At 58.6% G+C, this 22564-nt stretch carries 15 protein-coding genes; 9 read left to right on the plus strand and 6 right to left on the minus strand.

Annotation, left to right across the window (positions count from 1 at the left end; genetic code table 11):
• Window positions 1-47: 47 nt before the first annotated feature.
• From ACWPM9_RS01165 to cysG, 7 genes are all read left to right on the plus strand, one after another.
• On the plus strand, window positions 48-1388 hold the full coding sequence (locus ACWPM9_RS01165) for a CmpA/NrtA family ABC transporter substrate-binding protein (protein ID WP_484757564.1): 1341 nt from the start codon (window positions 48-50) through the stop codon (window positions 1386-1388).
• A 92-nt stretch (window positions 1389-1480) separates the two neighbouring features.
• Window positions 1481-2566, plus strand: a complete 1086-nt coding sequence (locus tag ACWPM9_RS01170; protein ID WP_484756463.1) for an ABC transporter permease — start codon at window positions 1481-1483, stop codon at window positions 2564-2566.
• Between the two features lie 10 nt (window positions 2567-2576).
• Complete coding sequence (locus tag ACWPM9_RS01175) at window positions 2577-4337, plus strand: ABC transporter ATP-binding protein (RefSeq protein ID WP_484756464.1); 1761 nt, start codon at window positions 2577-2579, stop codon at window positions 4335-4337.
• A 9-nt stretch (window positions 4338-4346) separates the two neighbouring features.
• Window positions 4347-6794 (plus strand): nitrite reductase large subunit NirB, encoded by a 2448-nt coding sequence (gene nirB / locus ACWPM9_RS01180; protein WP_484756465.1) that lies wholly within the window; start codon window positions 4347-4349, stop codon window positions 6792-6794.
• A gap of 4 nt (window positions 6795-6798) precedes the next feature.
• Window positions 6799-7134 (plus strand): nitrite reductase small subunit NirD, encoded by a 336-nt coding sequence (nirD, locus tag ACWPM9_RS01185; protein ID WP_428189206.1) that lies wholly within the window; start codon window positions 6799-6801, stop codon window positions 7132-7134.
• 30 nt (window positions 7135-7164) lie between these two features.
• Window positions 7165-9822 carry a nitrate reductase gene (locus ACWPM9_RS01190; protein WP_484756466.1) on the plus strand — a complete coding sequence of 886 codons (2658 nt, stop codon included), beginning with the start codon at window positions 7165-7167 and terminating at the stop codon, window positions 9820-9822.
• A complete protein-coding gene (gene cysG, locus ACWPM9_RS01195; RefSeq protein WP_484756467.1) occupies window positions 9794-11269 on the plus strand; it encodes a siroheme synthase CysG in 1476 nt (491 codons plus the stop codon). The genes ACWPM9_RS01190 and cysG overlap by 29 nt, the downstream gene beginning before the upstream one ends.
• Window positions 11270-11926: 657 nt before the next feature.
• Here cysG and ACWPM9_RS01200 read toward each other — a convergent pair.
• The 5 genes from ACWPM9_RS01200 to ACWPM9_RS01220 all read right to left on the minus strand — a co-directional run bounded on the left by ACWPM9_RS01200 (window position 11927) and on the right by ACWPM9_RS01220 (window position 20627).
• Window positions 11927-13132 (minus strand): tyrosine-type recombinase/integrase, encoded by a 1206-nt coding sequence (locus ACWPM9_RS01200; protein ID WP_484756468.1) that lies wholly within the window; start codon window positions 13130-13132, stop codon window positions 11927-11929.
• A gap of 559 nt (window positions 13133-13691) precedes the next feature.
• Window positions 13692-14798 carry a PAN domain-containing protein gene (locus ACWPM9_RS01205; RefSeq protein ID WP_484756469.1) on the minus strand — a complete coding sequence of 369 codons (1107 nt, stop codon included), beginning with the start codon at window positions 14796-14798 and terminating at the stop codon, window positions 13692-13694.
• Between the two features lie 456 nt (window positions 14799-15254).
• A complete protein-coding gene (locus tag ACWPM9_RS01210) occupies window positions 15255-18455 on the minus strand; it encodes an efflux RND transporter permease subunit (protein ID WP_484756470.1) in 3201 nt (1066 codons plus the stop codon).
• A gap of 120 nt (window positions 18456-18575) precedes the next feature.
• Complete coding sequence (locus ACWPM9_RS01215) at window positions 18576-19775, minus strand: efflux RND transporter periplasmic adaptor subunit (RefSeq protein WP_484756471.1); 1200 nt, start codon at window positions 19773-19775, stop codon at window positions 18576-18578.
• Between the two features lie 57 nt (window positions 19776-19832).
• Complete coding sequence (locus ACWPM9_RS01220; protein WP_484756472.1) at window positions 19833-20627, minus strand: alpha/beta hydrolase fold domain-containing protein; 795 nt, start codon at window positions 20625-20627, stop codon at window positions 19833-19835.
• A 305-nt stretch (window positions 20628-20932) separates the two neighbouring features.
• Between ACWPM9_RS01220 and ACWPM9_RS01225 the strand changes: the two genes are divergently transcribed.
• Window positions 20933-21853 carry a LysR family transcriptional regulator gene (locus ACWPM9_RS01225; protein WP_484756473.1) on the plus strand — a complete coding sequence of 307 codons (921 nt, stop codon included), beginning with the start codon at window positions 20933-20935 and terminating at the stop codon, window positions 21851-21853.
• 232 nt (window positions 21854-22085) lie between these two features.
• On the opposite strand, the gene ACWPM9_RS01230 is transcribed toward ACWPM9_RS01225, so the two are convergent.
• The gene (locus tag ACWPM9_RS01230) at window positions 22086-22244 is read right to left on the minus strand and encodes a hypothetical protein (RefSeq protein WP_484756474.1); all 159 of its coding nucleotides are present in this window, start codon (window positions 22242-22244) and stop codon (window positions 22086-22088) included.
• Between the two features lie 50 nt (window positions 22245-22294).
• Between ACWPM9_RS01230 and ACWPM9_RS01235 the strand changes: the two genes are divergently transcribed.
• The gene (locus ACWPM9_RS01235) at window positions 22295-22504 is read left to right on the plus strand and encodes a cold-shock protein (RefSeq protein ID WP_428188517.1); all 210 of its coding nucleotides are present in this window, start codon (window positions 22295-22297) and stop codon (window positions 22502-22504) included.
• Window positions 22505-22564 lie beyond the last annotated feature (60 nt).

A 22564-nucleotide genomic window follows, 5' to 3' on the forward strand; every position in this document is an offset into this window, starting at 1 on the left:
CTTTTCGCAAACTCAGCCTTCATGCGCTTATCAGTTGTCATGTGTCGATGGTCGCGATGCTCACGGCCGGCGCTGCAAATGCCGAAATGCTCGATGTTGAGAAGGACGAGCTCAAGCTCGGCTTCATCAAGCTGACGGACATGGCGCCACTCGCGATTGCCAAGGAAAAGGGCTTCTTCGAAGACGAAGGTCTCTATGTCACGCTTGAACCGCAGGCCAACTGGAAGGTCCTTCTCGACCGGGTGATCACCGGCGAGCTCGACGGCGCCCACATGCTGGCCGGCCAGCCGCTGGCAGCCACGATCGGCTACGGCACCAAGGCCCATATCGTCACGCCCTTCTCCATGGATCTGAACGGCAACGGCATCACTGTGTCGAACGCCGTCTGGGAACAGATGAAGAAGAACGTTCCCGCCGGCGCCGATGGCAAGCCGCAGCACCCGATCAAGGCCGATGCGCTGAAGCCCGTCATTGATGGCTACAAGTCGCAGGGCAAGCCCTTCAACATGGGCATGGTCTTCCCGGTTTCGACCCACAATTACGAGCTCCGTTACTGGCTCGCCTCCGGCGGCATAAACCCGGGCTTCTACTCGCCAACCGAAGTCGCAGGCCAGATCAAGGCCGACGCGCTGCTCTCCGTCACCCCGCCACCGCAGATGCCGGCAACGCTGGAAGCCGGCACGATCGACGGTTATTGCGTCGGTGAACCGTGGAACCAGGCAGCCGTCGCCAAGGGGATCGGCGTTCCGGTGATCACCGATTATGAGATCTGGAAGAACAATCCGGAAAAGGTCTTCGGCCTGACCGCCGAGTTCACGGAGCAGAACCCGAACACGACGCTCGCGCTGACCAAGGCCCTGATCCGTGCTGCTGAATGGCTGGATGCCGATAACAACGCAAACCGCGCTGAAGCCGTCGAAATCCTGTCCAAGCCCGAATATGTCGGCGCCGATGCGGAGGTCATCGCCAACTCGATGACCGGCACCTTCGAATACGAGAAGGGCGACAAGCGGGAAGTTCCCGACTTCAATGTCTTCTTCCGATACAACGCCACCTATCCCTTCTATTCCGACGCGATCTGGTACCTGACCCAGATGCGCCGTTGGGGCCAGATCCCCGAGTTCAAGGATGACAGCTGGTACGACGAGACTGCCAAGTCCGTCTACAAGCCCGACCTCTACATGAAGGCCGCAGAACTGCTGGTCGAGGAAGGCAACGCGAAGAAGGAAGACTTCCCCTTCGGCACCGATGGCTACAAGCCGGCCACCACCGACTTCATCGATGGCGTGAGCTACGACGGGAAGAAGCCGAACGCCTACATCGACAGCCTCTCCATCGGCCTGAAGGGCAAGGAAAAGATCGAAGGCTCCGAGATCGTCGGCGGCTGATCGAGATGAGCCGGGGCGCGCATCTCCGCGCCCCGGCCTCCCCATCATGAGTACCAGTAGATCAATGCCAACCATGGCCAGGGACTAAAACCATGACCGATGCGACTGAAAGCCTTAGCCCCCCCGACCTTTCCAAGGTTGAGCGCCGTGAGCGCCTCTTCCAGCGGATCAACCGCGCCGCCCGCTGGCTGGATGCCCTCGGCCTCGCCTGGGTGACGCCCATCTTCCGGATGGCAGCCGGAGACAATGTCGGCGAGCAGCTCTCGGAGTTGAAGCGCGTCCTGATCATCCCTCTCGTCGGCATCCTGGCGTTCCTGCTGCTCTGGGGTACGCTCGCGCCACGCGTCCACACCTCGCTCGGTGCCATTCCCGGCCCGGCGCAGGTTGCCGAACAGGTCGGTACGCTCTGGCAGGATTACCTCAATGAACGCGAGAAGGCCGCAGCCTTCTACGCCCGTCAGGATGAGCGTAACGCCAAACTGGTCGCCGATGGCCAGCCGGACAAGGTCAAGAACCGCGCCTATACCGGCAAGCCGACCTATATCGACCAGATTGGCACATCGCTCCTGACCGTCGCGCTCGGCTTTCTGGTCGGCACCTTGATCGCCGTTCCGATCGGCATTGCCTCGGGTCTCTCGAAGAGTTTCAACGGCGCCATCAACCCGCTGATCCAGATCTTTAAGCCGGTTTCACCGCTCGCCTGGCTGCCGATCGTCACCATGGTGATCTCCGCCCTCTACGTGGATCCGGTCGACTGGCTTCCGAAATCGATGGTGATTTCCGCCGTCACAGTCACACTCTGTTCGCTGTGGCCCACCCTGATCAACACCGCTGTCGGCGTCGCCTCGATCGACAAGGATCTCGTCAATGTCGGCAAGGTCCTGCAGCTTTCAACCGGCACCACGATCCGCAAGCTGGTGCTGCCCTCAGCCCTGCCGCTGATCTTCACGGGTCTCCGTCTGTCGCTGGGCGTGGGCTGGATGGTGCTGATCGCCGCTGAAATGCTCGCCCAGAACCCGGGTCTCGGCAAGTTCGTCTGGGACGAGTTCCAGAATGGTTCTTCCAGCTCGCTCGCCCGCATTATGGTCGCCGTCTTCACCATCGGCATCATCGGCTTTGCGCTCGACCGGGTCATGTACGCGCTGCAGTCCGCCTTCACCTTCACGCAGAACCGTTGAGGAGGCGCGCATGAGCATGCTCCAACTCAAGGACGTCTCGAAAAGCTTCGGCGATGGAAAGACCCGCAATGAAGTCCTGGCCGACGTCAATCTGGCGGTTGCCGAAGGCGAGTTCATCGCCATCGTCGGCTTCTCCGGCTCGGGCAAATCCACCCTGATCTCGCTCCTGACGGGACTTGCCCGTCCGGACGAAGGCAAAGTGCTGTTCAAGGGTGAAGAAATCGTGGGACCGGACAGTGCCCGCGGCGTGGTTTTCCAGAACTACTCGCTGATGCCCTGGCTTTCGGTCCGCGCCAATGTCGCGCTTGCGGTCGATGCCGTCCACACAACGAAGTCCAAGGCCGAGCGTGCGGAACTGGTCGATGGCTATATTGCGATGGTCGGCCTTGCCCATGCCACCGACCGCAAGCCTTCGGAACTCTCGGGCGGCATGCGCCAGCGTGTGTCCGTCGCCCGCGCGCTCGCCATGCAGCCGGAAGTGCTTCTCCTCGACGAGCCGCTCTCAGCACTCGACGCGCTCACGCGCTCCAAGCTGCAGGACGAGTTTGCGGCCATCTGCGAGAAGGAAAAGAAAACCATCGTCCTTGTCACCAATGACGTCGACGAGGCGATCCTGCTTGCCGACCGGATCATCCCGCTCACGCCCGGCCCGAAGGCAACGCTGGGTAAAAGTTTTGATGTCAAGCTTGCCCGGCCGCGCGACCGCGCCGATATGAACTCCGACGAGGAATTCATGCGCATCCGCGCCGAGGTAACTGAATATCTGATGGATCTCGGCAAGAGCCGCGGCAGCGACCTTGAAACCGGGATTGTTCTGCCGAACGTCGTGCCGATCACCCAGAAGCCCCAGCCGGGAAAACTGCCGGAAGCCTACACGCGCAAGGCTCAGTCGGCGATCGACAAGGGCTATGTCGAATTCTTCGAAGTGGAGAAGGTTTACCCGACCTCGAAGGGGCCGCTTACCGTCGTCGATGGTTTCGACCTCAAGATGCGGCAGGGCGAATTCATCTCGATCATCGGCCATTCGGGCTGCGGCAAGTCGACGGTGCTCTCGATGGTCGCGGGCCTTAACCCGATCTCGTCGGGCGGCATCATTCTCGACGGTCGTGAAGTCTCCGGCGCGGGTCCTGATCGTGCCGTCGTCTTCCAGGCGCCCTCGCTGATGCCTTGGCTGACCGCCCGCGAAAACGTGGCTCTCGGGGTCGACAAGGTCTATCCCGATGCAAGCCCCGCCGAACGTCGCGACATTGTCGAGTATTATCTCGCCCGTGTCGGTCTCGGTGACAGCATGCACCGCTATGCCGCCGACCTGTCGAACGGCATGAAGCAGCGTGTTGGCATTGCGCGCGCCTTTGCCCTGTCCCCCAAGCTGCTTCTGCTCGATGAGCCCTTCGGCATGCTCGACAGCCTGACCCGCTGGGAGCTGCAGGAAGTGCTGATGGATGTGTGGAAGCGCACCAAGGTCACCGCGATCTGCGTTACCCATGACGTCGACGAGGCGATCCTGCTCGCCGACCGGGTGGTGATGATGTCCAACGGCCCGAATGCCAAGATTGGCAACATCATGGAGGTCGACCTGCCGCGGCCACGCAGCCGCAAGGCGCTGCTCGCCCATCCTGACTACTACGCCTATCGCGAGGAGCTTCTGGAGTTCCTCGAGGCCTATGAAGGCGGCGCAAACCCAAGCGCCAAGCAACTTGCATCCATCCAGGAAAGATGCGCCGCCCGCGTCAAGCGGCAGCAGGCCGCCCGTATCGAAGCTGCGGAATAGGAGAAAGCCATGACGGAAAAACTGGTCATTATCGGCAATGGCATGGCGCCGGGCCGCATGCTGGAGGAATTGTTCGAAAAGGCCCTAGGCCTCTACGACGTGACGATCTTCAATGCCGAACCACGCGTGAACTACGACCGCATCATGCTGTCGCCGGTTCTCTCGGGTGAGAAAGCCTATGACGACATCGTCATCCATACCGAGGCCTGGTACGAAGCCAACAACGTGACCCTCCACAAGGGCGCCAAGGTGACGGAGATCGACCGGGCGAAGAAGACGGTCACCGCAGCAAACGGCGTGACGGCAGCCTACGACAAACTCGTCATCGCCACCGGCTCGCTGCCCTTCATCATCCCGGTACCCGGACATCAACTGCCCGGCGTTCTGCCATATCGCGATCTCGACGATGTCGAGAAAATGCTGAAGATTGCGCAAGGCAAGGGCAGGGCCATCGTCATCGGTGCTGGCCTGCTCGGCCTGGAAGCGGCCTATGGCCTGAAGCGGCAGGGCATGGATGTCACCGTCATCCACCTTATGCCAACCATCATGGAGCGCCAGCTCGATCCAGCCGCCGCCTATCTCCTCGAAAAGGCGCTCACTGAACGCGGTATCGACATCATCACCAAGGCCAACACCAAGCAGATCCTCGGAACCGAAAAGGTCGAAGGCATCGAGCTGGAAGACGGCCGTGTGATCGAGGGCGACATGGTGATCATGGCCGTAGGCATCCGCCCGGCCTCGCAGCTCGCCAAGGATGCCGGTATCGCGGTCAACCGCGGCATTGTCGTCGACGACGGCATGATGACGTCGGACCCCAACGTGTTTGCGCTCGGTGAATGCGCCGAACATCGAGGAACCTGTTACGGCCTCGTCGCACCGCTCTATGAAGCCGCCCGGGTTCTCGCCGATCGGCTGACCGGCGGCACCAGCGAATATCACGGCTCCGTCGTCAACACGAAACTGAAGGTCACTGGCATCAATCTGTTCTCCGCAGGCGACTTCGCAGAAGCACCCGATCGAGAGGAGATCGTTCTGCGCGACGCCTCGGCGGGGATCTACAAGCGGCTCGTGCTGAAGGACAACAAGATCCTTGGGGCCGTGCTCTATGGCGAAACGGGAGATGGCTCCTGGTTCTTCGACCTGATGAAGCGTGGAACCGATATCTCGCAGATGCGCGATACCTTGATCTTCGGCCAGTCCTACCAGGGGGGCACCCCGCTGGACCCTATGGCGGCCGTTGCAGCCTTGCCGGATGATGCGGAAATCTGCGGCTGCAACGGCGTCTGCAAGGGCAAGATAACCTCGGCGATCACCGGCAAGGGTTTGACGACGCTGGATGGCGTGCGTGCCCATACCAAGGCGTCCGCTTCCTGCGGCAACTGTACGGGTCTCGTCGAGCAGCTGATGTCGCTGACGCTCGGGGATGCCTACAATCCCGCCGCCGTCACGCCCATGTGCTCTTGCACCGAACTCGGTCACGACGACGTGCGTCGCCTGATCAAGGCCAAGGGGCTCAAGACCATTCCCGCTGTCATGCAGGAACTGGAATGGAAGACCTCCTGCGGCTGCGCCAAATGCCGTCCGGCGCTCAACTACTACCTCGTCTGCGACTGGCCCGACGAATATGCAGACGACTACCAGTCCCGTTTCATCAACGAGCGCGTGCACGCCAATATCCAGAAGAACGGCACCTATTCCGTCGTGCCGCGCATGTGGGGTGGCGTAACCAATGCCGCCGAACTGCGTGCCATCGCAGATGTCGTCGACAAGTTCGAGATCCCGATGGTCAAGGTCACCGGCGGCCAGCGCATCGACCTGCTCGGTATCGAGAAGGAAGACCTGCCCGCTGTATGGGCCGATCTGGGCAAGGCCGGCTTTGTGTCCGGTCAGGCTTACGCAAAGGGACTCCGCACCGTGAAGACCTGCGTCGGCTCCGACTGGTGCCGCTTTGGCACGCAGGATTCGACCGGTCTTGGCATCCGCATCGAGAAATTCATGTGGGGCTCCTGGACCCCGGCCAAGCTGAAGCTTGCCGTTTCCGGCTGTCCGCGCAACTGCGCCGAGGCGACCTGCAAGGATATCGGCGTTATCTGCGTCGATAGCGGCTTTGAGATCCATTTCGCCGGAGCTGCCGGCCTCGACATCAAGGGCACGGATGTTCTTGGCCTCGTGAAGACCGAGGACGAGGCGCTCGAGCATATCGTCGCGCTCACCCAGATGTATCGCGAGCAGGGTCGTTATCTGGAGCGCATCTACAAATGGGCAAAACGCATTGGTCATGACGAGATCCGCCGTCAGATCATGGAGGATGCCGACAAGCGCCGTTCCTACTACGACCGCTTCGTTTTCAGCCAGAAATTCGCGCAGGTCGACCCCTGGTCCGAGCGCGTCTCGGGCAAGGACAAGCATGAGTTCAAGCCTATGGCGACCATCCAATACAAGCAGGCTGCGGAGTGAGGCGATGAACGGAAACTGGATCGCAATCGGCATCATTGACGACATTCCGCTACGTGGCGCGCGCTGCGTGAAGACCCCCCAAGGCAAGATCGGCGTGTTCCGCACAGCCGAGAACGAAGTCTTCGCCATCGAGGATCACTGCCCCCACAAGGGGGGTCCACTGACGCAAGGCATCGTCCATGGAAAAGCGGTGACCTGCCCACTGCACAACTGGGTCATATCGCTGGAAACCGGCCGCGCGCTCGGGGCCGACGAAGGCGAGGTCAAGACCATTCCAGTCCGCAATATCGACGGTCATCTCTCCATCATGCTCGACAGCATGCTGGTCGCGGCCGAGTGACTGGGATGATAAACACGCGGAGCAGCAGACATGGCCTGTGAAACCAAGACGACCTGCCCCTATTGCGGTGTCGGCTGCGGCGTAATTGCCGCTGTCGATGACCAGGGCAAGGTCAGCGTGCGAGGCGATCCGGACCATCCTGCCAATTACGGTCGTCTTTGCTCCAAGGGATCGGCGCTCGCCGAAACGCTCGACCTTGAAGGTCGCGCACTTCATCCGGAAATCCATGGCCAACGCGCCGGTTGGGACGAGGCGCTTGATCTCGTCGCCTCGACCTTCCAGCGGACGATCGCCGATCATGGTCCCGATTCCGTCGCGTTTTACGTCTCCGGGCAGTTGCTGACAGAGGACTATTACGTCGCCAACAAGCTGATGAAGGGGTTCATCGGCTCTGCCAATATCGATACGAATTCGCGCCTGTGCATGGCATCTTCCGTTGCCGGCCATCGCCGTGCCTTTGGAGCCGATACTGTACCCGGCTGCTATGAGGATCTGGAGCTTGCAGATCTGGTGGTCCTCGTTGGCTCCAACATGGCCTGGTGCCATCCGGTCCTTTACCAGCGTCTAGTGGCAGCCAAAGCTGCCCGTCCTGCCATGAAGGTGGTCGTGATCGACCCCCGCCGAACCGCGACCAGCGACATTGCCGACCTGCATCTCGCTGTCCGGGCTGACGGTGATATCGCTCTCTTCAATGGCCTCCTTGCCTATCTGGCGGAGACAGGCGCGATCGACGAAAACTATGTCGGAAAGCACACCTCCGGGTTTGGCGAAGCGCTGCTCGCCGCCTCGCGCGGAAGCATGGCGGATCTGCCTGAGACGACCGGCGTCTCCGGTATGTTGCTGCGCCAGTTCTTCCGCCTCTTCGCGCAGACTGAAAAGGTCGTCACCTGCTACAGCCAGGGTGTGAACCAGTCGTCGGTCGGCACAGACAAGGTCAACGCCATTCTCAACTGTCACTTAGCGACAGGGCGGATCGGTCGACCCGGTATGGGGCCGCTGTCACTGACCGGTCAGCCGAATGCAATGGGTGGCCGTGAGGTCGGCGGACTCGCCAACATGCTCGCGGCCCATATGGTAATCGACAACCCAGATCACCGCGAGCGCGTGCAACGCTTCTGGAAGTCGCCAGTCATCGCGGAGCGAGTTGGCCTGAAGGCCGTCGACATGTTCGAGGCGGTCGCCGATGGGCGGATCAAGGCGATCTGGATCATGTCGACCAATCCTGTGGTCTCCATGCCCGATGCCAATGCGGTCAAGGCAGCGCTTGAGGCCTGTCCTTTCGTGGTGGTCTCCGATATCCAAAAGGACACCGACACGGCGCGTCTTGCCCATGTTCTGCTTCCGGCCAGCGGCTGGGGTGAGAAATCCGGGACCGTGACGAATTCCGAACGGCGGATCTCCCGGCAGAGGCCATTCCTGTCCGTTCCAGGCGAGGCCCGCGCTGACTGGTGGCAGTTGGCAGAGGTCGGCAAACGCTTAGGCTTTGATCCTGGTTTCGACTATCGCGGTCCGGCTGATATCTATGCCGAGCATGCAGCGCTCTCCACTTTCGAGAACGAGGGCGAACGGGATTTCGACATTGGTGCCTATGCCGCGATCAACGCGGAAGACTATGACGCCCTCCTGCCGTTCCAATGGCCTTTGCGGCAAGACGGATTATCGACTGCCCGCTTTTTCGCCGACGGTGGGTTCTTCAGTGCGGACCGGAAGGCGCGCTTTGTGCCTGTAACTGCACCAGCGCCTGAAGAGGCCGATGAATGCCATCCCTTCACGCTCAATACGGGCCGGATCCGCGATCACTGGCATACGATGACGCGGACGGGAAGGAGCGCCCGGCTCTCCGCGCATATCGCCGAACCGTACTGCGAGATCCATCCGGCGGACGCGGACGAAGCCGGTATCGGCGATGCCGATTTGGTGAATGTCGAGGGTGCTAACGGCAGATCGATCATCGTGCGGGCCCTGCTGACCGAACGCCAGAGGCGAGGCTCGATCTTCGTTCCCATGCATTGGACAGGCGAAACAGCACCCTGTGCCCGGGTCGATACGCTGGTCTCCTCCGGCGTCGATCCGATCTCCGGCCAACCGGCGTTGAAGATGTCCCGCGCGTCCGTCAACCGCCACGCGGCGAAGGCCCACGGCTTTCTCGTATCGGCGAGCCGTCCTGTTGATCTCCCGTTTGCCTATTGGGCGATCGCGAAAGCGGAAGGCGGCTACCGGCTGGAATTTGCAGGTGAACCGCATGCCGAGGGTTGGGAGACCTGGCTGCGGCGCAGCCTGCAGCTTGAGGATCATCATGAGTTCTCCGGTTACATGGACCAGCGAGCCGGTGTCCACCGCCTGCTCGCCTTCGAGGGAGAGAAACTGTTGGCCGGCCTGTTCGTCTCGTCTGACCCGGTATCTGTCTCACGGCAATGGGCGGTCGATCAACTTCGGGAGCGCCATCCGGATAGAAGTGCGCGTACGATGCTGATTGCGGGTCGACCGGCTGCCGGCCGGCCGGACAAGGGCGCGATCGTCTGCTCCTGTTTTTCGGTTGGCATCAACCAGATCAACACTGCTGCACGAGGCGGTTGCCGGTCGGTGGAAGCCATCGGCGTTGCCTTGAGTGCTGGAACGAATTGCGGCTCGTGCCGCCCCGAAATCAGGAGGATCCTGGATGCGACGCAACCCATCGCCGCCGAGTGACGGACAGGAGCGCATTTCGGCGCTCGCCAAGCTTCCTGTGTTCTGGAACCTTCAGGGAAAACGGGCTGTCATCGCGGGGGGATCGGACGGTGCCGCCTGGAAGGCGGAGCTATTGCAGGCCTGCGGTGCCAAGGTCGAGCTCTATTGCGAAACAGATGATCTCGGCGAGACCATGACGGCGCTGATCGAGCGAACCTCCCTGATCCACCACGCACACCCGTGGCATTGCGGCATCTTCACCGGAGCTTCACTTGCGCTCGCCGACTGCGAAACCGAGGACGAGGCGCGCGCCTTCTTCTGCGCGGCGCGTGCGGCGGGCGTGCCTGTCAACGTGATCGACAAGCCGGCCTACTGCCAGTTCCAGTTCGGCTCTATCGTCAATCGCTCGCCGGTAATCGTGTCGATCTCGACGGATGGTGCTGCACCTATCCTCGCCCAGGCCATCCGCCAGCGGATCGAGACACTGCTCCCTCCATCCTTGAAGCAATGGGCCAGCCTTGCCCAGTCGTTGAGAGAAGCCGTCAATCGCCGGCTCGCGCCCGGCGGGCCAAGGCGTCTTTTCTGGGAGCGATTTGTTACGAGAAGTCTGTCGACAAACGAGCCGCCGACGGAAGAGACGGCGAACGGATTGCTGGCGACGGCGGAGCAGATCGCAACTGAGCCGCGCGCCGGTTCTGTGACCTTGGTCGGCGCTGGTCCAGGAGATCCTGAGCTTTTGACGCTGAAAGCCATGCGGGCGCTGCAGGCGGCCGACGTCATCCTCTTCGACGATCTCGTCTCGCCCGAGGTTCTGGAACTGGCAAGACGAGAGGCAAAACGCTTCCTCGTCGGCAAGAGAGGCGGTCGGGAAAGCTGCCGCCAGGATGACATCAACGACATGATGGTGCGTTTCGCAAAGGCCGGCAAACGTGTCGTCCGCCTCAAATCGGGGGACCCGATGATCTTCGGTCGCGCGGGCGAAGAAATTGCCAGACTGGAAAGCGAGGGGATTGCCGTCGACGTAGTGCCGGGCATCACCGCGGCTTCTGCCATGGCGGCGTCGCTAAAGACCTCGCTCACCCACCGCGACCACGCCCAGCAGGTTCGTTTCGTCACCGGCCATTCCCGGAACGCCGAATTGCCGCGAACCCTGGACTGGCCCTCGCTCGCCAAAGCCAACCAGACATCCGTCTTCTACATGGGTGGGCGGATGGCAGGGCAGATCGAGCAACGGCTGAGCGAGAACGGCATGACGTCCGACACACCCGTGGTTGTGATGTCCTCTGTCAGCCGACCGCAAGCGCGTAGCTGGGCCGGGCCCCTTGGAGAGCTGGCAGATGCCATGCGGACAATCGGCGTCGACGAACCTGTCCTGATCGGTGTTGGCGCGGTTTTTGGTGCGATAGCCGGACGACGCTTTCTTTCTCATGAAATCAGCACGCAGGAGCAAATGTCACGAATGATATAAGCAGTGACAGCCGAGACCTTCAGTTGGGTAGTTCCGTGGTGTCATGGCCTATGCCTTAGAGTTAAAGGATCTATTCGCCGTGCGCTGCTGCATCGCACAGACAAGCGGGTCCAGGTTGGGGGGCATGTTCAGGTCTCTATGTTGCAGATCCCGCGATGAATTGCCTTTACTGGGCAACGTTTAATTCGTGCGCAAACTACAACAAGCGCCTTCTGCCTCAGGCGCTTTCCAGCTCAGCAAGTTCGTTCTACTGCGCCTAAACGGTCGTTGAATCAATGGCCTAGCCATAATAAATTGCCAATGATGAGGCTGTAATAACAGGGTCGACGGTTCGAACCGGTTCAAGGCCACTAAGTAAGCAGTAACTAGTCACTTGTTCCGTAGTCGTGGTCGTCTGAAAGGCCTGGTTTTGAGAAGCTGGCCGGCAGCGCCATTCCAGACCCCGCTGCCGTTTCACTTTGGGGAACATCTTAGCCAAAGACCAGCTTCGCTTCCTCATCATGCTTGATGAGCAAGCACGATCGGTAAACAGCACCAGTTCACGCACCGCTGTTGTCTGGCACCGGGTGACTAGCCAGCGCACCGATCGATCCATAGTTCCATAATGTTTGAGCGCGGGCAACGTTCAACTTTGTTTCACCCCAAAAACCGCTGCCGCTATTCTTGAACACAGTACCGTTCCCACTCCAGCATCATGGGGCGGCGCTGATCGAGAAGATCTGTTCGATGGTAGGCAGCTTCGACTGCATCCTTGACGGTGTGGGCTAATGCTCTTTCGGCCAGGTCACGCGGATACCCATTCTCGGATGCCCAATCGCGAAAGCTCGATCTGAACCCGTGTGCGGTCGCATGTCGTTCAGGAGTATCGCTTTGGACGTCATGGTCGTGCAGGAACTTCGTCAAGGCCATGTCGGTAACTGGCTTCCTCGTTCGTGACTGGAACACCAGCCCTATTCCGCGTTCCGATTGCTCGAGCCGCGCTTCAAGGATCTCGATTGCTCGAGGTCCCAGCGGAACGCGATGGGCAACCTTGGCTTTCATCCTTGGTGCAGGCACAGTCCAGATAGCCTGGGCGAAGTCGATCTCTTGCCATTCCATGTGCCGAAGTTCACCGGAGCGGCAGGCGGTCAAGATGACAAGCTCCAGCATCTGCCGGGTGGTATTGGCTCCGCCAGCATACAGGACTTCATGGAAGAATGTCGGCATCAATCTCCAGGGCAGAGCGGGTTGGTGTTGAACTCGTTCACGTTTGCCTGGCTGCTTGGGGAGTATCTTATCAACCACGCCGACGGGACTTGCCACGATAAAGCCATTTGCTGCTGCCCAGTTCATGACGGCGTCACAACGCTGCTTAACCCGCGATGCAGTTTCTGGCTTCTCTAGCCAGATAGACTTGAGGCAGGCTGCAAAGTCGGCCGGGCCCAGTTCGTTGACGCGTGTCTTTCCAATCTTCGGGAAAATGAATCTCTCAAGTGTGGTGATCCATTGATCCCTGTGCTTCTTGTTGCGGAAGCCTTCCGCCTTGTCAGCGTGATGCTGGCGTGCAGCGTTGGCGAAGGTTGGAACCGTCGCGAGTCGCACGGCCTCCCGCTCTTGCTTCCGGCGGATCTCCAAGGGGTCGCTTCCATCATCGATAATGATGCGCGCTTCAAAAGCCTTTGTCCTGGCGTCCCGAATGGATGTCGTCGGATAGCTTCCGAGCCCCATTTCCCTACGTTTGCCAGTGGTGGGTGACAGAAACCGCAGGATCCACTTTCCGCTGCCGGGGCTTCTTCCCGGCACGAGATAGAGCCCGGTGATGGTGCCATCTGATACGGGCTTGTCGGTTGGTTTCAGCTTCCGGGCCTTGGCGTCACTGAGCATGTTCCACTCTCCTTCATGCACTTCATGAAGGTTTGCTAGCCCGCCACTCAGCCCGCCACAAGAGCTGCGATTTGATGTTATGGGATGGTACGAGATGGTGTGTGGAAAAGTGGATTTTCAAGAAAAAGACAAGTTATTACAATATGATATGAGATCGATTGAGTTTAGCTAATCACCTGTCGGGAGCGGCCACCCTCTCCGCCATGATTTGTAAATAAAGTCAGCTATTTATGCGGCGTTTCAAGTCAGAAAAACTAACATTTGAACCGTTTGTGTCGAAACCTCGCTGCAAGGGTCACATTCCCGGTATCGGCTCACTTAGATAAATTTAAAATGCCGCAGCGCCGCTTCGACAGCTATTTGCTTGTCCTGCGGACATAGGTACTTTCGGCTCTTCGGATCGCTTCTATTCGGTGCAACGCGATTGGTATTCCCGTTCTCTGCTTTCACGTGAAAAATCCAGCACGTCTTGGTCGTCAAGTTGTATGTCGTCTTAATCCAATCCTGAACCTGTTTGCAGGTTGCCATCTTCATTCGTGTTGTTGATCGGCTGATGCCTTCAATTGAGATTGATAATCTTCGCTGGCGAAAAGCTCTGTTGGGTTTTCACACCACTTATCATACCCTGCCGGGAGCGTGGATTGCCGACCGCTCCCTTGAGCCAACATTCACTCTTCTTGCGAACATAGGTGAAAGCGATGCAACTGCTGTTGTCGATGCAAGCAGGCCTGCATTGAAGAGGCGTAGTTGCCTCTTCGAAGGGACGGTTGGAAAGGTCGCCGCCTGGCAGGTCGACATCGTCGTAGAGAGCATCCTGAGGATCAATCGTACCAACGATGAAAGCCGTCGGATCTGGCTCGGTGCCGCTTAAAAGCATCCCGGAAAAGGCGACTCTGTTGCCATCGACTCTTCCGTAGCCCGATTTTAGGAAGCAGTTTGGGCCGCGTTTGATGGTTGGGTTGACATTGAAGGTGAAGGCTTTGCACTGCCCTTTCAGCGTCGCACACTGCCCGGCACATTCAGCAGCGTCTGCAACTCTCACAGAACTTATGTCGTCGCCAAAAAGATCGAGGCCAGTGTAGATCGCAAGCCGATCTGGTCGGTCTGATGTTTGGGCGGGAGGATGTGAGGCTTCTGATGTCGATGAGTGAGTTGCCGGGGCGTCGATTTCCAGACCGCTGGCCGATTCTGCTGGGTCACGCCGAGCCATACCACTATCTGCGGCATCTGCCTTGTTTAGTCGATAGCGCACGATCTCTTCGCCGGTGAAGACATGCATGTCGTCTGGTGGCGTCTTGAACATGACGCTCATCACTTCAGGCGGTGTATCGAAGCGACCAAGCACGTCGATGATATCTGAAATGGTGAGCTGAGCGCCGACGAGATCGGATGATAGCGACGAGATCTGGTGGACGCCGAGCTCACCTTCGACTTCCCGCGCTACGCCGGCAAGGAAGATGTAAGCACAGGCCGAATAGCAACCACTTCCTTTGGGGATGTAGGTTGTCAGCTTCCTTTGATGGATATCGTCTGCAATCAAAAGTCCCATCTGCACATTGCCGCCTGGGCTATTGAGAGCGACCACTTTGGCGTTTGGAGCCGCATCAAGGACGCGCCTGAAGTTCAGCGCGGAGCTAACGTCGATTTCGCCATTGAGAATGATCACATCGGGATAGTCATCGTCGACGATGAATGGTCCAAAGGTTTTCTCATCGGCCGACGCGCTGCCGACTGAAATGAGAGACAAAAGAGCGATGATGACGACAGCTCGAAATCTATTACGCATAAATGCAACCTCTGACCCGGACTCATCAAACTATATTGGCTCGGGATCAGCAACCTTCATGCGCGACCTACTTTTCGGTTCACTCCGTCTGCGCATTGGTTGCGCGTGCGCAACTCCTACAAGATACCGTCCATGAGAACGAATTATCCAGGTCCACTTATGATGGCGCGCCAGGCGTCAAGGATTCGGAACAATGGTTTCCGAGAGTCTTTTCAACTAGATGGCGAAGACATTTCACACAAGCAGGCCACAGCTTATGCCGGTCCCTTCGACAAACCCGTCAAAATAGACGGGTTTGTCCGTTGCAGGGAGAGAGCGCCTTCGGAGCGTTCTCGTTTACTCTGCCGCTGCGCGTTGAGGAACCGAGATGGCTTCTGCCGGCACGTCTTCATGGTGCTGAACCAGTGGTCGATTGCCGGACAGCCTGCGCAGCAGAACGTAGAATACCGGTGTCATGAAGATGCCGAAGAAGGTGACCCCGATCATACCGCAGAACACCGCAAGCCCCATGGCTGCCCGCATTTCTGCGCCGGCCCCGGTCGAAATCACCAGAGGGACCACGCCCATGATGAAAGCCATCGAGGTCATCAGGATCGGACGTAAACGAAGTCGGCTTGCCTCGATCGCTGCCTTGACGGGACTGCGACCCTCGAACTCGAGCTCGCGCGCGAATTCGACGATCAGGATTGCGTTTTTCGCAGACAGCCCCACCAGCACCACAAGACCTATCTGGGTGAAGATGTTGTTGTCTCCGCCAGTGTACCAGACCCCGGCCAGAGCCGCGAGCACGCCCATGGGCACGATCATGATGATCGCAATCGGCAGTGTCAGGCTTTCGTATTGGGCTGCCAGCACAAGATAGACCAGCAGTAGAGCGAGCGGGAATACGACAATGCTCGAATTGCCCGCAAGTATTTGCTGGTAAGTCAGATCGGTCCACTCGAACTCTATACCGGTCGGTAGTGTTTCTGCGGCAATGCGCTCAACCGCGGCCTGCGCTTGCCCGGACGAGAAGCCTGGGGCCGGGCCACCATTGATATCGGCGGCGAGGAAGCCGTTATATCGGGTTGTCCGCTCCGGGCCCGTGGCGCTGTCAACCTTCAACAAAGCCGATAGCGGGATCATCTGACCCGAGCGCGAACGGACCTCAAGCTGGCCGATATCCTCCGGCTGAGCACGGAAGGCGGCATCAGCCTGCACCCGCACGCTGTAGGTGCGTCCGAAAGCATTGAAGTCGTTGACATAGAGTGAGCCGAGATAGATCTGCAGCGTTTCGAAGACATCGGTCACCGACACGCCCAGTTGCTCGGCCTTCGAGCGATCCAGATCCGCGTATAGCTGCGGAACATTGATCTGGAAACTCGAAAACAGACCCGCAAGCTCCGGTGTCTGGTAGGCCTTGCCAAGGAACGCCTTGGTTGCCTGATCGAGCGCCTGATAGCCAAGGCCGGCCCGATCCTCAATCTGCAATTTGAAACCGCCTGTCGAGCCAAGGCCGTTGACCGGCGGTGGCGGGAACATGGCAATGAAGGCGTCCTGGATACCGGCAAATTTCTGGTTCAATTGCATTGCAATGGCGCCACCCGATAACTCCGGTGTCGTGCGCTTTGAGAAATCATCGAGAACAGCGAATACGATGCCCGAATTGGAGCCAATCGTGAAGCCGTTGATCGACAGACCGGGGAAGGCGATCGCATGAGCCACGCCCGGTTGTTCCAGCGCGATCTCGCTCATACGCTTGATGACGTCTTCGGTACGATCGAGGCTGGCGCCGTCCGGCAATTGTGCAAAGCCGATGAGGTATTGCTTGTCCTGTGCGGGTACGAAGCCGCCCGGCACTGCGCTGAAGACCGTATATGTCGCTCCGATCAGCGCGAGATACACAAACATCACCAGCGTTTTGCGGGACATGAGACCACCGACGCCGCGACTGTAGCCGTTGGATGCTGCGCCGAAAACGCGGTTGAACCCACGGAAGAAGCCGCCGAAGACGCGGTCCATCCCGCGGGTCAGCCAGTCTTTCGGGGCATGACGATCCTTCAGCAAGAGGGCAGCCAGCGCCGGCGACAGCGTCAAAGAATTGATGGCTGAAATGACGGTCGAGATGGCGATTGTCAGCGCAAACTGTCGATAGAACTGACCTGACAGTCCGCTGATGAAGGCAAGCGGCACAAATACCGCAACCAGCACCAGGGCTATTGCTATGATCGGCCCGGAGACCTCACGCATGGCACGATAGGTTGCCTCGCGCGGGCTCAGCCCATCCTCGATATTACGTTCGACATTTTCAACGACGACGATTGCGTCATCGACCACGATGCCGATCGCCAGTACGAGTCCAAAGAGCGTCAGCGCATTCACCGAGAAGCCGAACGCATACATGACCGCGAACGTGCCGATGATGGAAACGGGAACGGCGATCAGCGGAATGATGGAGGCCCGCCATGTCTGCAGAAACAGGATCACCACGAGGACGACGAGGGCCACGGCCTCAAGCAGGGTGTGAATGACCTTTTCGATGGAGGAACGCACGAATTCCGTCGTGTCGTAGACGATCTCGTATTTTACGCCGTCTGGCATGGCCAGCTGCAGCTGATCCATGGTCGCATGCACATTGTCAGCAATCTCGATGGCGTTGGAACCGGGTGCCTGAAGCACAGCAATCGCGACAGCCGGTTGGCCGTCCAGCAGGGATCGCAATGTGTAGTCGGCAGCGCCCATCTCAATGCGGGCGACATCCTTCAAGCGCGTGATCTGGCCCTCGGAACCCGAACTCACGATGATCTCACCGAATTCCTCAGGCGTGCGAAGACGACCCTGTGCGTTGACGTTGAGCTGCAGATCGACACCGGCTGGGCTCGGTGAGGCGCCAATGATTCCCGCTGCGGCCTGAACGTTCTGCTGGCGGATGGCGTTTGTGATGTCGCTTGCAGCCAGCGAATGCTGCGCCGCTTTTTGTGGATCGATCCAGATCCGCATGGCATAATCGCCGGCACCAAATACCTGAACCTGTCCAACACCCTCGATGCGCGCCAGCCGATCCTTGATGTTCAGGGTGGCATAGTTGCGCAGATAGGTGACGTCGTAGCGATCTGTGGTGGACACAAGGTTGACCACCATAATGAAATCCGGCGAACTCTTCACGGTCGTCACACCGAGTGCACGCACTTCCGATGGCAATCTTGGCTCTGCCTGCGATACGCGATTTTGAACCAGTTGCTGAGCCTTGTCGGGATCGGTGCCAAGCTTGAACGTGACAGTGAGCGTCAGCACACCGTCAGAGGTTGCCTGACTGTTCATGTAAAGCATGCCTTCAAGGCCATTGATCTGCTCTTCGAGCGGGGTTGCGACCGTCTCGGCGATCACCACCGGGTTTGCGCCCGGATAGACAGCGCGCACGACAATGGATGGCGGGACGACGTCGGGATATTCCGAGATCGGCAGCATGCGCATACCGATCAGGCCGGCGATGACGATCAGGATCGACAGCACTCCCGCGAATACCGGTCGGTCGACGAAAAATCTGGAAATGTTCATGACAGGGCCCTCTCCAGGGTAAAATTTGGACAAACCGACACATGGCCGGAGGAACGGTGTCCACCAGCTTGGTTCGATGATTTGGGAATAGTGGACGGAGCGCGAGCGCTCCGCCTTAGGTTACTTTGCCGCTGCGACCGACTCTTCGCTTTGCGGATCAACCAGCGCGCCCGGCCCGACACGCTGCAAACCGTTGACGATAATGCGATCACCATTGGCGAGACCATTTTCGACAATGCGTTCGCCGTCCGCGCTACCGCCAAGCTCAACCGGGCGATAGGCCACCTTGTTGTCTGCGTCGACCACGAACACGAACTTCTTGTCCTGGTCCGTTCCGATAGCGCGTTGACTGACGAGGATCTTGTCCTGAGGGTGTGGCTCGCCCATTCGTATGCGGACGAACTGCCCGGGAATCAGGCGACCCTCCGGATTATCGATCACGGCGCGAACGGCAATCGTGCCGCTAGAGACATCGACCTCAGTGCCGATCAGCTGGACTCTGCCTTTTCGCGGCGTGCCTTGGTCGGCGAGCGTGCCGATCTCAACGGGGATCTGGTCGATCGGTGCCAGGGTGCCGTCGGTGGCAGGCAACTCGGAAAGAATCCGTGCAACGGTCTCTTCGCTGGCGTTAAAACTGACATAGATGGGATCGGCCGATATAAGTGTCGTCAGTTCCGGCGAGGCTGTTCCGGCAGAAACGAGGTTGCCGACGGTAATCTCGACCTTGCCGACCCGTCCCGAAATAGGTGCCCTGACCTTGGTATAATCGAGCTCAAGCTGAGCAGACTGCAGGGTCGCCTGGGCCGTCCTCAAATTGGCTTTAGCTTCCGCGACAGCGTTCTTTCGCTGGTCGAGATCGCTCTGGGAGATGGTGCGGTTTCCGGCAAGTCGCTGCCCGCGATCAAGCTCGGTATTGGCAAGCGCAACCTTGGCTTCCGCCGAGGCGACCTGCCCTGCTGCCTGGGCAAAGGTCGCCTCGTAGGGTGCGGGATCGATAGTGAAGAGGAGGTCGCCTGCCTTCACCAACGCACCCTCGCGGAATTCCACCGACTGGATCGCACCGCCAACGCGAGGGCGCACATCCACCCGCTCGACCGCTTCCAGTCGTCCGGAAAATTGTTGCCATGTGGTGATGCTGCGGCTTTGAACAACCGCCACTGTCACGGGCGTCGCCGGCGCCGCGGCAGGTGCGCTTGTCTCTTCCGATGCACTTGCGACCGTGCCAGCCGGTAAATCGAAGAATAGGGCGGCGGCTGAAATGGACGCAGCAAGTCCTATGCCGGTGCCAGCAAGGGCCCAGCGTTTAAATGTCATTGTCATGTTTCAACTCCTTGCGGCCGGAACAACCGCTCAAGATCAAATCGTGTTCAAATCAAATCAGTTAACGCCAATTTCGCGAACGAAATCCGAGAACTGGCTTTTTGCACTGTCTTGCCAACTCGACGGTTCATCCGTTTTCCCACCGTAAAGTGCTGGCCAGCCTGTCCCGGCGGGGAGAACATGTTGATGAACTTCGACACCCGCAGCGGACAATCGCAAGGCATAGGCAATTGTCTCATCAAGGAGCGGATCGTCCTTCGATGACAGAACAAGTGCCGGCGCCAGACCGGCCAGTCGAGAACAGACCGATGGCGCAGCATATGGATGGCACATGCCTCCACTGAGGTAGTGGCTCCAACCCTCAGACCAACGCTCTCTCATGCCGATGCATTCGGCATTTCGAGAGGACGGCGACCCCATGAATGGATCAAGAAGCGGCGACGCCAGGACCTGTCCGTCAAGTTCATCTGCGAAACGGTCGCGGGCTTTCAGAGCGACGGCTGCCGCTATATTGCCACCGGCTTCCTCGCCACCAACCATCAAGAGAGATTTTCTGTTGCCAAACCCTGACCGCTTCTTGGCCATGTAGGAGAATACAGAAAATCCAACTTCCAGCGGCTTTGGAAAGACCGACCCCTGCATATTGTAGTCCGGTACGATCACGATCGCACCCGTGTCGGCCAGACACTCCGCCATAGGGCATAGGGCTGAAGCGGGATTACCAAAGGCGCCGCCTTGAAAATAGATCAAGACAGGGGGGCCCTTGTCACATGCGGCGCCCTCGTAAACGCGCACCGCGACGCTTCCGAGGGAAACATGGTCCAGCACCATATCCTTGACTTCAACTGACATCGAACCTGCTACTCCGAGCGCAATGGTGCCAGCACAAGGCTGACGAACAACATGACAGGAAATGGAATATAGCGAGGAATACGCACGTCAATCTCCTTTCATAAATTGCAGCCCTGCATCGCCGGGGCATCGAAAATCATCCGACAAGTGCCAACCGGCACCAAAAGTTGCATTCGAGGAACGAACCAACCTGTTGCGTCTGACTACAAATTATATTATTCGTTATTCTGAACAAGCGCCATATTGCGAGCGCACTGTTCCAAATTTCGAACAATTTTGCAGTGCAGACTGACAGGAACTGTCACATGGATCAGTTATCAGCGATGCGGGCCTTTGTCCGGGTGGTGGAGATGGGCAACTTTACGCGGGCAGCGTCGGCCTTGAGTCTTCCGAAGGCAACGGTGACTAATCTTATCCAGGGACTGGAGGCACATCTTCACGCCAAGCTGCTGAACCGCACGACGCGCCGTGTCATGGTCACGACCGATGGCGCCCTGTACTACGAGCGCGCAATCGGTATCATTTCCGAGATCGACGAACTCGATACCAGCATTTCTAGTTCGCACACCTCGCCCAGCGGGCGGCTGCGCATCGAGATGGCGGGCGCCTTTGCTGATTGGCTTGTCATTCCGGCCCTCTGCGATTTTTACCAAAGATATCCTGACATCCGTGTCGACCTCGGCGTTGGCGACCGAACCGTCGACTATCTTGCGGAAAACGTGGATTGCGCTCTGCGTGGCGGGGTGCCTGCCGACCAGTCGCTGATTGCACGACGCGTCACAGATGTTGCGATGATCATATGCGCGGCGCCACTTTACCTGGAACGACACGGTACGCCGGAACACCCATCGGAACTTGAGACGAAGCATCACAGCGTTAGCTATTTCACCGGCGGAAACAATCGAACAATGGCTTTCAACTTCGAAAGGGAAGGCGAGAAGCTGGAAATCGATCCGCGCCATGTCGTCGCTGTCAATGATGCTCGCAGTTATCTGACCGCAGCACTGGCTGGTCTCGGCGTTGCTCTCGTGCCGTCTTTCATGGCAGCAGAATTCATCAAAAAGGGAGAGCTCGTGCAGGTGCTGCCCGACTGGCAAAGCGATCCCATTCCCCTTTACATCGTCTACCCGCCGAACCGGCATTTGAGCAACAAAGTAAGAGTGTTCGTCGACTGGCTTGTTCGACTGCTCGCAGACAGGAAGCTGGATTCGACATACCCCTTATAATCTGAACCTCAGTCTCGGCCGTGCTTTTGTTCCGGCAAACCAGATCGGGTTAGAAACCTGCTTCTTCCACCTCACAGCCGCCTTTCGTCGATCCCATGGAGCTGCTCTCCGGGTTTGGAAAAATGCTGCGCCATCAAAACCCGGGACCCAACAGCTTCAATCCGTCCAATGTCACCGGTTCACAAAGAGATATGCCGCACTTGTTGATGAAGTGCACGGCGCAATAACTCCCTCAATGGTAGAATTTCTTGTGCGGGAAAACTAAAAGTTGACATGCCTCTTCAATGCGCATAGGTATGTGCCTGTCGATATTTGCTTGCTTAGCTTTGGTTACTGCGCGATTAGCACCGCGTCCTGAACGAACCTTCCTTTCAAAAATCGTGATCATCATCCGCAGCGTTTCCGCGCTGTGGTCATCTTATTGCTATGAAAGGGTTCATCATGACCACTGGCACAGTTAAATGGTTTAATTCCACCAAGGGCTTCGGCTTCATTCAGCCTGACAACGGCGGCGACGATGCATTCGTGCACATCTCTGCAGTTGAGCGCGCCGGCATGCGCGACATCGTTGAAGGCCAGAAGATCAGCTTCGACCTTGAGCGCGACAGCAAGTCGGGCAAGATGTCAGCTTGCAATCTGCAGGCCGTATAATCGGTAACTGCTTTCCTTTGACCACGGATGTACTGGCACTGTTGAAAGCAAATTACCAAT

Source organism: Agrobacterium sp. H141 (assembly GCF_057158725.1).